General features: G+C 41.4%; 14 protein-coding genes and 1 pseudogene. 9 read left to right on the top strand and 6 right to left on the bottom strand.

Annotation, left to right across the window (positions count from 1 at the left end; all coding sequences use genetic code 11):
* Positions 1-141 precede the first annotated feature (141 nt).
* The 3 genes from uraH to AC1MCB_RS09685 all read right to left on the bottom strand — a co-directional run bounded on the left by uraH (position 142) and on the right by AC1MCB_RS09685 (position 1,718).
* Entirely contained in the window at positions 142-549 is a 408-nt protein-coding gene (uraH, locus tag AC1MCB_RS09695) for a hydroxyisourate hydrolase (protein WP_479968547.1), read from the bottom strand.
* 8 nt (positions 550-557) lie between these two features.
* Entirely contained in the window at positions 558-1,085 is a 528-nt protein-coding gene (locus AC1MCB_RS09690) for a heme-binding protein (protein WP_479968546.1), read from the bottom strand.
* Positions 1,086-1,148: 63 nt separating this feature from the next.
* A complete protein-coding gene (locus tag AC1MCB_RS09685; RefSeq protein WP_479968545.1) occupies positions 1,149-1,718 on the bottom strand; it encodes a Crp/Fnr family transcriptional regulator in 570 nt (189 codons plus the stop codon).
* Positions 1,719-2,222: 504 nt separating this feature from the next.
* On the opposite strand from AC1MCB_RS09685, the gene AC1MCB_RS09680 reads away from it, so the two are divergent.
* The 6 genes from AC1MCB_RS09680 (at position 2,223) to AC1MCB_RS09655 (ending at position 8,272) form a co-directional block, all read left to right on the top strand.
* Positions 2,223-2,612, top strand: a complete 390-nt coding sequence (locus AC1MCB_RS09680) for a hypothetical protein (RefSeq protein WP_479968544.1) — start codon at positions 2,223-2,225, stop codon at positions 2,610-2,612.
* 293 nt (positions 2,613-2,905) lie between these two features.
* Positions 2,906-3,340, top strand: coding sequence for a hypothetical protein (locus AC1MCB_RS09675; protein ID WP_479968543.1), 435 nt, complete (start codon positions 2,906-2,908; stop codon positions 3,338-3,340).
* A 352-nt stretch (positions 3,341-3,692) separates the two neighbouring features.
* Positions 3,693-4,259, top strand: a complete 567-nt coding sequence (locus tag AC1MCB_RS09670) for a dihydrofolate reductase family protein (protein WP_479968542.1) — start codon at positions 3,693-3,695, stop codon at positions 4,257-4,259.
* A gap of 197 nt (positions 4,260-4,456) precedes the next feature.
* On the top strand, positions 4,457-5,851 hold the full coding sequence (locus tag AC1MCB_RS09665) for an ADP-ribosylglycohydrolase family protein (protein ID WP_479968541.1): 1,395 nt from the start codon (positions 4,457-4,459) through the stop codon (positions 5,849-5,851).
* A 351-nt stretch (positions 5,852-6,202) separates the two neighbouring features.
* Positions 6,203-7,747, top strand: coding sequence for a DUF4394 domain-containing protein (locus tag AC1MCB_RS09660; protein ID WP_479968540.1), 1,545 nt, complete (start codon positions 6,203-6,205; stop codon positions 7,745-7,747).
* Between the two features lie 36 nt (positions 7,748-7,783).
* Positions 7,784-8,272 (top strand): OmpA family protein, encoded by a 489-nt coding sequence (locus AC1MCB_RS09655; RefSeq protein WP_479968539.1) that lies wholly within the window; start codon positions 7,784-7,786, stop codon positions 8,270-8,272.
* A gap of 19 nt (positions 8,273-8,291) precedes the next feature.
* On the opposite strand, the gene AC1MCB_RS09650 is transcribed toward AC1MCB_RS09655, so the two are convergent.
* A complete protein-coding gene (locus tag AC1MCB_RS09650) occupies positions 8,292-8,867 on the bottom strand; it encodes a cupin domain-containing protein (protein ID WP_479968538.1) in 576 nt (191 codons plus the stop codon).
* 32 nt (positions 8,868-8,899) lie between these two features.
* Positions 8,900-9,445 (bottom strand): RNA polymerase sigma factor, encoded by a 546-nt coding sequence (locus tag AC1MCB_RS09645; protein ID WP_479968537.1) that lies wholly within the window; start codon positions 9,443-9,445, stop codon positions 8,900-8,902.
* Positions 9,446-9,606: 161 nt separating this feature from the next.
* Between AC1MCB_RS09645 and AC1MCB_RS09640 the strand changes: the two genes are divergently transcribed.
* From AC1MCB_RS09640 to AC1MCB_RS09630, 3 genes and pseudogenes are all read left to right on the top strand, one after another.
* A complete protein-coding gene (locus AC1MCB_RS09640) occupies positions 9,607-9,864 on the top strand; it encodes a hypothetical protein (RefSeq protein ID WP_479968536.1) in 258 nt (85 codons plus the stop codon).
* A pseudogene (locus AC1MCB_RS09635) lies at positions 9,864-9,983 on the top strand (hypothetical protein); the annotation flags it as partial. The gene AC1MCB_RS09640 and the pseudogene AC1MCB_RS09635, both read left to right, overlap by 1 nt.
* Positions 9,984-10,673: 690 nt before the next feature.
* The gene (locus AC1MCB_RS09630) at positions 10,674-10,877 is read left to right on the top strand and encodes a hypothetical protein (protein WP_479968535.1); all 204 of its coding nucleotides are present in this window, start codon (positions 10,674-10,676) and stop codon (positions 10,875-10,877) included.
* 59 nt (positions 10,878-10,936) lie between these two features.
* Here the strand turns inward: AC1MCB_RS09630 and AC1MCB_RS09625 are convergent, their stop codons facing one another.
* The gene (locus tag AC1MCB_RS09625) at positions 10,937-11,830 is read right to left on the bottom strand and encodes an AraC family transcriptional regulator (protein WP_479968534.1); all 894 of its coding nucleotides are present in this window, start codon (positions 11,828-11,830) and stop codon (positions 10,937-10,939) included.
* Positions 11,831-12,039 lie beyond the last annotated feature (209 nt).

Here is a 12,039-nt window from a genome sequence, read left to right as displayed (position 1 = left end):
CAAGAGTGTATGTTTTCGACATTGTAATATGCCCAAAGCCTTCCTGAGGTGCTGCGGAAATTTTCGTGACCGTTAGAAATACAGCAACTTCGTACTAGTAGTTGTTTGAACGTATTGGGCAATTTCCTTTTTGAAAACTATTTAGTTTCCCCGATAAGTTGAATAACCGTATGCCGAAAGCGTGATCGGAACGTGATAATGATTCTTATCCTTAATTTGGAATACAACCTCTATAAACGGATAGAAACTCTCGGTATTATTCTTTTTAAAATAGTCGCTGGTCAAAAAGGTAAGTTTATAGATTCCCAGATTTGTTTTTTTGGAGTTAAGAAAGTCGGTAATTCTTCCGTTTCTATCGGTTACTTTCTCGTCAATAAAAGACCAATATTTTGTATTCTCGTTATATTGTTCTAACCGGATAGTAACCCCAATAGCTGGTGTTCCTTTGGATATGTCTAATATATGACTTGAAAGTTGATAATTGGTTTCTTGAGCAAATGTGATCGTTGAAAACACTGCAAGAAATACTGTGAACATTAATTTTTTCATGTATCGGTTTATTTTATTATGGTAAATCCAATCTCAGTAATTGCTGCAGATTGGGCTATCGAATCATCATTTTCGGCACTTCCGCCACCAGCTACTCCTATACTTCCGATTACATTGCCTTTGTACCAAATCGGTACCCCACCGCTTAATAGCAACAATTCCGGTAGTGTGTTTAGGTTCTTTGTGTCGGAGCTTGCTTCCGCATTCCTTAATAATAGTAGCGTTGCTGTCTTTGTTGAGAGTGCGGTGTAAGCTTTCCTTCTGGCTGCTTCTGTATTATGTGGACCTACGCCGTCGCCACGGGTAAGTAAAATAACCGTTCCGGAGGCGTCTAAAACCGCGATCGAAACTTTTTTGTTCAATAGTGCAGCCGACCGGCTGGCTCGGCCAGCCATTTCGAAGGCGGCCTCCTGAGTCAATTCGTTTGCCGGTTTTATGTAGTTGACGACAGGCGTTTGCGATGCTCTCAGTTCAGGAATTTGTTGTCCGAAGCATGCTGTTGATATTGGCAGAAGAAATAATAGAATATTTTTCATTCCTGATTTTTTTTCAAAGCTATTTGAAACTTAAATCAGGATTGTTGTCCTATGTCAACGTTTTTACAATTTTGATTTGATTCTGCTTAAGGTAGAAGGAGAAATGCCCAGGTAGGATGCAGCGATCTTATTTGATACCCTGGTTAATAGCTGTGGTTGATTTTTAATCACCCATTTCACTTTGTATAATGCGTCAAAGCCCTGAAATCCGTAAATTCTTTTTTGGGCGACGATAAATCCAAGCTCCAATATCTCTGTATAGATCTTTGTAAACTGCGGAAGTGTATTCACCAGGTGGTAAAAGTCATTTCTGGAAATACAAAGCAGTTCAGATTTTTCTATCGTTTGCAAAAACTCTCCTGCAGGTTGCTGATCGATAAAGCTTGGTAAAGCTGTTGCAAAATTTCCTTCAAATGCAAGATATCTGGTGATTTCACTCCCTTCGTCAGTATTTGTAAATAAACGAATACATCCTTTATTAACAAAATAGTAGTACTTACATACTTCGTCAAAACTCATAAGGATCTCATTCCTTTTTGTTTTTATCAGTTTAAAATAGGAACAAATCTCGTCAAGTTTTTGGGGGCCGATATCAGTTTTTCTTTTTAAAAATTCTCTTAAAGTAAAGTACATTTCGGGATGGTTGATGAGCTTAAGATATGCAATTGGAATCGTTCTTTTTGGTAATGTAGCTAACCCTAAGGGTAAGTACTGAAAGATATGGGGCATTAATAACGCTTCAAACCCACCGATAAACAATTTTTGTCATTTCACGATAGTATTGGTAATTGATAGTCTTCAGACGATCATTAGCAGATGACTTTCCGTAAAACAAGTTTCATGTGCGGTTTTTAAATTTGAAAGTTCAGTGGGCAATAAGGGATAGTGCTTAATCAACGGCATGATTCCGATCATCAGTCCAGAAAAATAAATTTCCGCGCCGGGAAACCACCCATTCGTCTAATACGCCCGAAGGGCCAATGCTCAGTCCCTGAAGAGCCTGTATTTGACGACCGTCATATCAGTAGCTAATAGCAGTCAAGAATAAAATATGTTCTGCTCAATAGCTTTGAGTGTACTATTAGATTTTTTGTCTTCGGGAATGTATCCGTGGGTTATTTAACCAAATTCTAAGATATGGCAACCACGATCGCACAATATTTTACAACTGAAATTGTTGACTGGAAACAATCCATAAACTTTCACCATGAGGAACTGAACGAGCTTGGGCAAAAACTTTTAGAAGTAATTCAAAGGAACTGTATTGTGGACATTGCAGCCCGGGCCGGAGTTCACCAGAATCGGTTAGATGAGATCTCTTTTAAATTCTCTGCGCTTCAACTTGAAATAAGACTCCAGGAGGCAAAACTTAAAACAGACAGCACCCTGGTTGACAATACATTAATCAACGATGAAACAGAATATCATCAAGCTGAATTGCGTCAAAAAATGCAGGCAACAGAGAAAGAATACATTGATGTGAAGTTTGAATGTTATAATTTTTTATACCAGACGTTGAAAAAATAGGTTAATGATGGCGGGTTCATCAGCTATAAGAAATCCGACGTTCCCTCAAAAACCTACATAATTACAGATCACTCAATCATTCTTTTAGCTGGCAGGCTAAAAAACAATTACTGGTAATGTTGAAAGCAGGGTTACCAGGCCGAAAAAATGCAATTAGTAAGTTTTGAAAATCCTTTTATTCTTATTCATGATAAGGCAGCTACTACCGTTTTCATAATAATTCATATCAACGATGTAGCATATTATTAACGACAGTCGTATTAATAGTGAACCTATAACTAAACCACCAGGCTATGAAGAAGATCTCATTAGTTATTTTAATTTCAGTAATTACGTTAACTATTGGCTGTAAAAAGTCGGAAGTAACTACACCAAAATTAATAGGCAATAATTCTTTAGTAGGCCTGTGGGAACTTCGTCGGGAGATAGGAGTCCAGGTTGCAGGCGCTCCAGGTGTTTTCGCCTCAGGAAACGGTAGGCTTCTGCAGTTCTCTGATAGGAACTACAAACAACTCGATGCCGGGATTATTGTCAAATCAGGAACTTACCTATTGGCTAAAGAAAGTTCATGGACTGATTCAGATGACAGGTTAGTTTTTGACACTGATAAAGACCTCAAACGGTTTATAACCGTTCAGAACAATAAACTGACTATCTACATGGCGGCCCCGATTGAGTCAGACGGTTGGGTACTGGTATATGAGCGCATTCAGGGCCCGACCAACTAAACCTCAACCACCGAAAAGCACATAAGACCTTGACATTAATCTGCACCTTCTTCCTTCATCTGCACATTTACTCATCTGCATATTTGCACATTGTTTCACCGTTTCCCCTTCCTTCATTTGCACATTCTCTCATTTGCATATTTGCACATTTACTACCGTTTCCTCAATAATTCCTACCGTTCACCCTTTTTATCAAATTATTGCCCTCAATAATTTTATATTGATGAATCATTTCACCGTGCATTATCTTCACAATCGTTTTTAAGGATAGGAGAGGACAGGTGAAAGAATTCACATTCACTTTTAGCGGTCATTGTACGACGACACGAAACAGACTGACAAAAAAGAAATTATGAAAAAGGTCATTGCAGCAATTAATATGACGCTTGACGGGTTTTGTGATCATACCTCAGGTGTCCCTGACGAAGAAATACATCAACACTACGCTGACCTGTTGAAAAGCGCTGATGCCGCTTTATATGGCAGGATAACCTACCAGCTGATGGAATTTTGGCGAACCGTGCTGGAAAATCCCACAGGCGATAAAGCAAGGGACGACTTTGCAGTCGCAATAGACAACACCCCGAAGATCGTTTTCTCCCGCACACTTAAAAACGTAGATTGGAAAAGTGCGAAATTAGCAAGTCAGGACCTTGAAGGGGAAGTTTTGGAACTCAAAAAACAATCCGGTAAAGACGTTTTTGTGTGCAGTCCGAGCTTGATTGTAGCCTTGACGAAACTCGATTTAATAGACGAATATCAACTTTGTGTTCACCCTGTGATCGCAGGAAGTGGTTTGCCGTTATTCAAAGACATCAGCGAAAAAATTACGCTTAAACTCATAAAAACCAAAACGTTTGGCGGTGGTGCAGTCATCCTTTATTATGAACCGACATCAGAAAAGACAACTAAGCGCTAGCAAGGTATTGGCAAAAGGAGAGCAGAACGGCTTTGATGGGGCATTCGTGCAAGGTTCGATATTCATTCTTTAATTGAAATTTGTGCTAAAAATCCCCTGCCTTCCGCAATCCCCAAGCGCTAGGGGCAAGCATGGGGATTGTTGCTAACCTTAAACTTCCTGGCCTTTTAATGAGCCTTACAAACTGAAAAATAAAAATGGAAATAGCTACTACGACAACCTGGAAACACGAACCCATGGACGATCCAAAAAGGATTGCGATTGACCTGCGTTTCACTGACAAACAGTTTTCAAAATTGACGAATGGACTGATTCCGCAACAAATGGAAGACAAGTGGTTTATCTTTTACGAAAATGACTGGCTTCACTTTCATCGTTCCTGGACAGGTTTCGGAGTTTACAAAGCACAATTAACAAAAGAAGAAGCTGGCTATTCAATTAAAGAGTTTTGGGCAGAGAGAAATTACGAAAAGTATAAAAACGAAGATGACAACACAGACATTGAAACAATTTCTTTTCTAATTGCAGCAGGGCTCTTAGGGATTGATGTTCGTGAAATCTACTCTGAGAAACTCGTTCAGTCAGAAGCCGGCAGCCTAACAAATTGGAGTACTTTCGGCCAGCTTTTATTTAGCACTCAGGGTGTTGACTATTCCGACAAAATAAAGGCTGTACTTTTTGGAGTTGCCGTTGGCGATGCACTTGGCGTTCCCGTTGAATTTGAAAGCAGACTGGCCATTCGCAAAAATCCCGTAACTGATATGAATGGCTACGGTACTTACAATTTGCCTCCGGGAACTTTTTCTGACGACAGTTCCCTAACCTTTTGCCTTGCCGAAGCATTGACAAACGAGTTTGATTTAAACACCATCGGACAAAATTTTATAGAATGGTGCTATAACAACTTTTGGACAGCCAGAGGAGATGTTTTTGATATTGGTATTGCAACAGAACAAGCAATTGAGCGCATTGTCAAAGGTGAAAGACCAGATTTAGCCGGTGGTTCTGATGTCTCATCAAATGGCAATGGTTCACTCATGAGAATTTCCCCTTTGCTTTTCTACTTGCTGGACAAGCCAATCAATGAGCGATTTGAGCTAACTAAACAAGTCTCTTCCATTACGCACGGTCATATTCGCTCCGTAATCGCTTGCTTCTACTATCTTGAATTTGCCCGGCACCTACACGCAGGAACAGATAAGTTTGAGACTTATAAAAACCTGCAAACAGAATTAACGAACCACCTGGCATTCCTGTCAATCAATCCGGAAGAAGTAGCCGTGTTTGACCGCTTACTTAAACAGGACATACACGAACGGCCAGAGGAAGATATTTTTAGTAGCGGCTATGTGCTCCACACACTTGAAGCAAGCATATGGTGTTTACTGACAACTGATAATTACAAAGACGCAGTATTAAAAGCAGTAAATCTGGGTGCAGATACAGACACCACAGGAGCAGTTACAGGCGGACTTGCAGGACTACTCTACGGAATTGACAGCATACCAGCCAATTGGTTAACCCAGATAGCAAAACATGACGACATTGCAGAACTTGCTGAACGATTGGGCGAAAAGCTTGCCAGCCGCTAGCTTGGAATTCGAGATAGTAGGGGTTCCGAGCTAGGAGTCAGTTTCCTCAAGGCGGAGGTTCAGTTCACCCGAATGAAGAGTGATGCTAAAAATCCCGCCTTCGTAAGCGTCTAACTGCTATTGCAGATCCCTCATGTATACACACCGATTATTTCGACGTAAATATTAATTAGAGCGGTACCCGCGTGCTCTAAATCATAGCCCTTCATCCAATCATTTCAATCAAAGTTCCAGACATTTTTACCGTTCCCTCAATAATTCCGAACGTAGCCTGAAGTAATAAATTTTTCTTCCCTGGGAATCTGTACTTCATAAATTTTACGTAGGTGTTCTAAACCAATCCTAATGTCTATGAAACCTCTCAACACACTCAAAGCCGCCAGAAACTGCGCACTGGCTTTCCTGATCCCATGCTCAATGATTCTGGCCTCCTGTGAGAAGGAGGGCCCAATAGCGGGCCTACCTGACGCTCAATTAGAGAAGCAGCCGAAAGACATCATGTTTTACGCACTATGCAAGGACGGTAAAATACGAAAGTACAATGCGAATAACCTGAAGAATGCGATAAGCACGATAGAAATCACCGGTCTTCCGGCGGGCCAGTCTATCCTGGCCATGGATTTCCGCCCTGCCACAGGACAGCTTTACGGACTGGGGAGCGACAGCAGAATCTATGTGATACATATAACTTCCGGCCTCGCCAGGCCAATTGGCGCTGCTGCTTTCTCGCCTATGCTCGATGGAACTATCGCCGGGTTTGACTTCAACCCAACAGTAGACCGCATCAGGGTAGTTACCAGCAAAGGGCAGAATCTTCGCATCAATCCCGAAACAGGAGGTGTCGCGGTGGTCGACGGTTCAATTAACGGAGTTCCAAACGCTATGGTTTCGGGTGTAGCCTATACTAACAGCACAGCAGGCGCCGCTACTACGACTTTATTCGATATCGATATAACCAGCGGCACACTCTATAAGCAGAATCCACCTAATAGCGGTGGACTGGTAGCGGTAGGTTCTTTAGGTGTATCTTTTAGCGGTGAAGGAGGCTTCGATATTTCTGCAAATGATAATTCCGCGCTTGCTGTATTGTTTAATGATAATAAGGCAACATTGTATGACATCGATTTGAATGACGGGAAGGCTTATAAGCTTGGCGATTTCGACAATAACCGCATCATCAGTATCGCCATCCCTGGCAACCCTGTTGCTTACGCTGTAGATGCGAATAATAATTTGCTCATTTTCAATCCCGATAAACCCGACCCTATCAGTAAGATGATCAGCGGGATAGATGCCGGCGAGAAAGTGTTGGGAGTAGACTTCAGGCCTGTTAACGGGCAGTTATACGCACTGGGGAGTTCTTCTAAAATATACACGTTAAACGTATCATCAGGCGCAGCGGCGGTCGTGGGAGCCATGTTTTCCACGCCATTATCTGGTGAAAGCTTCGGCTTCGACTTCAATCCTGTGGTCGACCGCATTCGTATCGTCAGCAATACCGGGCAGAACTTAAGGGTACATCCGGAAACAGGTGTGGTTGCTTTTATAGACGGCATGCTCAAACCGGGAACACCAGCAGTTAATGCCGCGGCATATGCCGACAATTTTGCAGGGACTACTGCTACTTCGCTCTTTGTAATGGATACCAAAACCGACAAGCTTTATCTCCAAAGTCCGCCGAATGACGGTACGCTGGCAGAGATCGGCAGTTTAGGAAACAATTTTGAAGCAGCCAATGGCTTTGATATTGGGGGTACAAGTAATATGGCCTATGCCATCCTGACCTGTAAGGACGGGACGCTGCTCTACTCGGTTGATCTGAAATCCGGAAAAACAAAGTCGAAGATCAGCTTTCCTTATGCCGTTAGCGGATTTGCGCTCGGTCTGGGATTTTAATCACCAATTAAAGAATGTTTAAAATAAATTAAGACGATGAAAACACATCTCTATACTACGATGATGCTGGTTACAGCTGTCCTGCTTAGCGCAGGCAGCGGATTAGCCCAGGATGCCGAATCACTTGCGGTCCGAAAGAAGTCTGACAAAACGCCTGTTGAAGTGCTGGCGACAGACAAAGAAAAGATGGAAGTAGCCGAGGCGATCGACCACGTATTGTTTGACTTTGACCGGGCCACGATAAATCCCGATTCTTATGCGAAGCTGCAGGGGCTGGCCGGATGGATGAAAGATAAAGACGTCACTCTTCGGATTTCCGGTTTTGCCGACGCAACTGGAACGTATCGATATAATACGCAGCTTTCTGAGATGCGCGCAAGGGCGGTCAAAGCATATTTAGTCAGTAACGGCGTTAATCCAGGCCTGCTGGATCCTGTAGGCTTTGGCGAGATGAATCCTATAGCTGATAATGGTTCCAAATCCGGGCGGCAGAAGAACAGGAGAGTGGAGTTTGCATTATATTAGTGCTGAAATGATGCGCTTGTTAAATTGCTATTCGCTGGACAAGTGCTTTGCAGGGAATCTGGCTGGTGATCTTAACAGAATGTTCTTTATTGACCGGAATACTGATATAATCACCTGCAGCCATTTCACGCATTTCGTTATCAACCCGGATAGTGCAAGTCCCTTCAATGATCAGAAATTTTTCGATCTCATGCCTGTGAATCTCAGAAATCTCCCTATCCTTTAACCAGACAATTGCTGTGGTAAGGCTGGGGGTGTAGCCTATTATACGTGCCTCAATGCCGGTAAAATCCGGCCCCACCTGCATATCATCACGTTCTGTATATTCTGCGAATTCTAAAATGGTGGAGTTTTCAGTCAAAGTCGGTGGAAATACCGGTTTTTCACCGGCAAACATTCGCTCACTATAATCAATCGTTGCCAATACAAAGGCTTTTGAGGCCGGGTGCGGTTCAACAGAGTGAGCAAGGGCATAAATTTCAAGGGCTTCACTGATTTCCCGAAGTTGGTCTGCAATTTCCGGATAAGACGCCGCCATATGTTCAACTTCCAGGCTTTCGGCAGGGCTGGCTTCGCCCAGGATATAGATTTCCAATATGCCGGAATTAATAAAATCTCTCACGCTATTCATGTGGTTACCTTCCCTTTCAACTGCCTGATGGAAAAGATATATTGAAGCTTAGCGGTTTCTGTTGATATATTTAAATGCTTTGCTGCCCCGGCTAGCGTAAAACCTTTGATAAAGACAAGATGAAGCACCTCATGAGGTTGGGAGCCATCGACTGGCGACACACCGGCTCTTACTTTCTCAAAATTGGTTAGCAGGCTTTGGACTTTATCGTATTTTTCAAGTGATTCCGGGTTAAGCCCCGGACTGAAAGAATCGTGTCCGTTCTCTCGAAAGTTTAATGCGGAGCTTCGCGCGATGCGGAGCATCCAGGTGAAAATTCGCTCTTTGTTCACGTCATATGATGCCTTCCTATTCCAAATTTCGTTGAAAGAATGCTGTAAACATTCACATGCCTGCTCATGATCTTCAAGAATTTGGTTTATAACTCCAAGGAGTGCGGGTGCATACCGATCGTAAAGTTCCGCAAGGCTGCTCTGATTCCCCTGCCTGAAAAATAGTATCATTTGCTGGGAGGACTCGTCATCCGGAAATCTTTCTGGCATAAAAGGCAATCATATCTAAAAGGAATATCTAACTTAACCTGTTACCGATATAAAAGTTTGACATGCATTTTTGTTATGAGTTCATTTTTCAGATTTATTTGCAGTTAATACTCTCTATGATAGTCATACAGACTCTCTCATTAATCCTCATTAATTATCACATGTACATCCAATCTACATTGAAAGGCCTTTTCTTCTTCGTCCTATTATATTTTGCCTTTCAGGATGTCTGCGCACAGCTTGTCTTTAGGCCGGGGGCGGTTTCCGATCAAATATCTCTTATTGAATATTCGTCAATTGCTGATGCAGGTGACAGGCAGCTGTCGGCTGAAGAGGTAAGAGACAAGCCAAACATCCTCTCTTTCAGACCGCTGAAAGGAATGGTAACCTTGGTTTTACAGATCGGACCTATTGGGTAAAATTTGAACTTCACAATGAATCAGGCAGATCACTCTCTTACTACCTGGAGACTGCGGAGCCTGTGACCGATAATGTAAGTCTTTATTTGTTTGAAAGGGCTGATTCGTTTACAAGTTAGTTGAGCAGCGACAGTCTGCTTTTTGGCGAAAAAAGCGTTATTTTTCGAAAAATCGTTTTTAAGATTGAACTACAACCGGGCGAAAGGACACACGCTCTGATGGAAGTAAACAATGACGGGGAAAAAAATAACCTGCCGCTAACCTGATCAGTCCTGAACGTTTTCTGGAAATCGCTTACCATGATCAACTGGTATGGGTATTTTTATGGCATTAGTCTGCGAGAAACTGAACGTTGCTGTTGATAATAAAACAGCAATAATACAACGATCAAAGGCTTATGATTAAGTGTACAAGCAGATTGTTAAATGACGAATAACGATTTTCCTGTAAATTTTAAGCGTTATTTAAAAGACTGGTAATCTATTAAGGCTGATTCGGTCAGGCTTATTTTCTAAATGTTATTCATAAGGTAGAGGATGAAAACTATATGCTAAGGTTAGAACTGCGAATATGACAAGGGCAGTTTTCATTGAAGGCAACATAACTTATCTCTATATGCCTATCATCAGCATTTATACCCGCTGCCTGCGTTCGGCTACTACACCAAAGTAAGTAAAAGATAACACATTTCAACCCCCGCCTTACTCTCCCTCTGGTGGCACAAGGAGAGGTATGTAGAGTCTTGCTCATTTGCTTTGTGCCTGAGATGCTGTAGTGATATAAACAGGAATAAGTGCGTCACACTCATTATGATCTACCAGGCCGCTGGTCAGGGCAACCCAAACGAAAGTCCGGCTTGTGAAAGCCCACAGGATGCCGGTCCTGATGATGATGCGTTCTGCTATTTTAACGAAGTCATTGAGAACAGTAACCTGCTCTTCAAAAATGCGTCGGAGATTGAGACCAGCATGCTCGGTATGAAAAAAGCTACCTTGCCTCTAAGTAGAAGTTAATGAGCTCAACCAGTACTTCAACAGTAAAGAAAAAGCCCAGCAATTTTTCGGATAGCCGTTTACGCCATTTCAGAACTAAAATTTTTAACCCTTTTTTTCTTTAGATAATCACTGGGTGGCATGCCCACAATTTTTTTAAATACCCTATTAAAAGTTATGGCACTATTAAAGCCAGTTGAATATGCTACAGTAGAAATTGAGTCTACGTTTCCCTTCAATATACTTTTACATGCTTCATTAATTCTAATTTCATTCAAAAATGACAGATAAGTTTTACGGGTATGTTTCTTGAAATATTTACAGAAAGCATGTGTAGTCATATTTGCGATAGATGCTATTTTTCCTAGAGTAATCTGCTCAGAATAGTTTTCAATTGTATATTGATAAATATCATTCATTCTAATTCCCTCCGTATCCGAGTAGGAGTATTTAGAGAAGCCGGTAGATAATGATCTCCAGTCTGTAACGGTAATAGAAAGAGATTGAATCAGATATATAAATTTTATAAGGCGGTCAAGATCTACACACTTGCTTATCTGCATAATCTGTTCACCTATTTGTGACACATGATGCGATGGTAGTTGTAAACTGCCCAATGCATCGGTTGTAAAGCTCTTAATAAAATGAAGTTCGGGAATATTGAAAAAGGGGTTTAAATTATTATGATCAAAGAAAATATGTATTGCATGTATATTTTTTTCCTCTAAATTTTCAAAGTACCGTGCATCGCCTTTGAACATATGAGGCTGGTCAGGGCCAATCACATAGATTTCATCAGCTTTAAATGGCTGTGTGTAATTACCGGCTATTAATGTTCCCTCACCTTTGATTATCAGCGTAATTTGGATCTCTTTATGCCTATGGAAATAATTATAGAAGTATGGTAATATGTCTTCCTGTACTACTACCGAACCCTCATTTGCTACCGGAACTGTAAACTGAATTACTTTCATATACTTATGTGTCAAAAATATTCCAATATTCCATGACTGGCAAGACAATCTAAATTGGCGTGATTTGTTCCTTTTTACATAGCTTGTTATCCATTATCATATACGCATTAAAATATAGGTGCTGCAGGGCACCTTTTCATTTTAACCTGATTTATGATTACAATACCAAGGCAAAGAGGGTGTGCTCACTTATTGTCAGCATAATGCAT

The organism is Daejeonella sp. AP26 (assembly GCF_056680515.1).
Note: the sequence above shows the minus strand (reverse complement) of the source record. Positions and strands in the feature narration are given on the sequence as shown.

Bases quoted from the DNA above. Each gene is read 5' to 3' on its own strand.
- AC1MCB_RS09670 (WP_479968542.1), top strand. From the start codon at position 3,693: ATGAAAAAGGTCATTGCAGCAATTAATATGACGCTTGACGGGTTTTGT.
- AC1MCB_RS09640 (WP_479968536.1), top strand. From the start codon at position 9,607: ATGTACATCCAATCTACATTGAAAGGCCTTTTCTTCTTCGTCCTATTA.
- uraH (WP_479968547.1), bottom strand. From the start codon at position 549: ATGAAAAAATTAATGTTCACAGTATTTCTTGCAGTGTTTTCAACGATC.
- AC1MCB_RS09655 (WP_479968539.1), top strand. From the start codon at position 7,784: ATGAAAACACATCTCTATACTACGATGATGCTGGTTACAGCTGTCCTG.
- AC1MCB_RS09665 (WP_479968541.1), top strand. From the start codon at position 4,457: ATGGAAATAGCTACTACGACAACCTGGAAACACGAACCCATGGACGAT.
- AC1MCB_RS09630 (WP_479968535.1), top strand. From the start codon at position 10,674: ATGATCTACCAGGCCGCTGGTCAGGGCAACCCAAACGAAAGTCCGGCT.
- AC1MCB_RS09645 (WP_479968537.1), bottom strand. From the start codon at position 9,445: ATGCCAGAAAGATTTCCGGATGACGAGTCCTCCCAGCAAATGATACTA.
- AC1MCB_RS09690 (WP_479968546.1), bottom strand. From the start codon at position 1,085: ATGAAAAATATTCTATTATTTCTTCTGCCAATATCAACAGCATGCTTC.
- AC1MCB_RS09680 (WP_479968544.1), top strand. From the start codon at position 2,223: ATGGCAACCACGATCGCACAATATTTTACAACTGAAATTGTTGACTGG.
- AC1MCB_RS09660 (WP_479968540.1), top strand. From the start codon at position 6,203: ATGAAACCTCTCAACACACTCAAAGCCGCCAGAAACTGCGCACTGGCT.
- AC1MCB_RS09675 (WP_479968543.1), top strand. From the start codon at position 2,906: ATGAAGAAGATCTCATTAGTTATTTTAATTTCAGTAATTACGTTAACT.
- AC1MCB_RS09685 (WP_479968545.1), bottom strand. From the start codon at position 1,718: ATGTACTTTACTTTAAGAGAATTTTTAAAAAGAAAAACTGATATCGGC.
- AC1MCB_RS09625 (WP_479968534.1), bottom strand. From the start codon at position 11,830: ATGAAAGTAATTCAGTTTACAGTTCCGGTAGCAAATGAGGGTTCGGTA.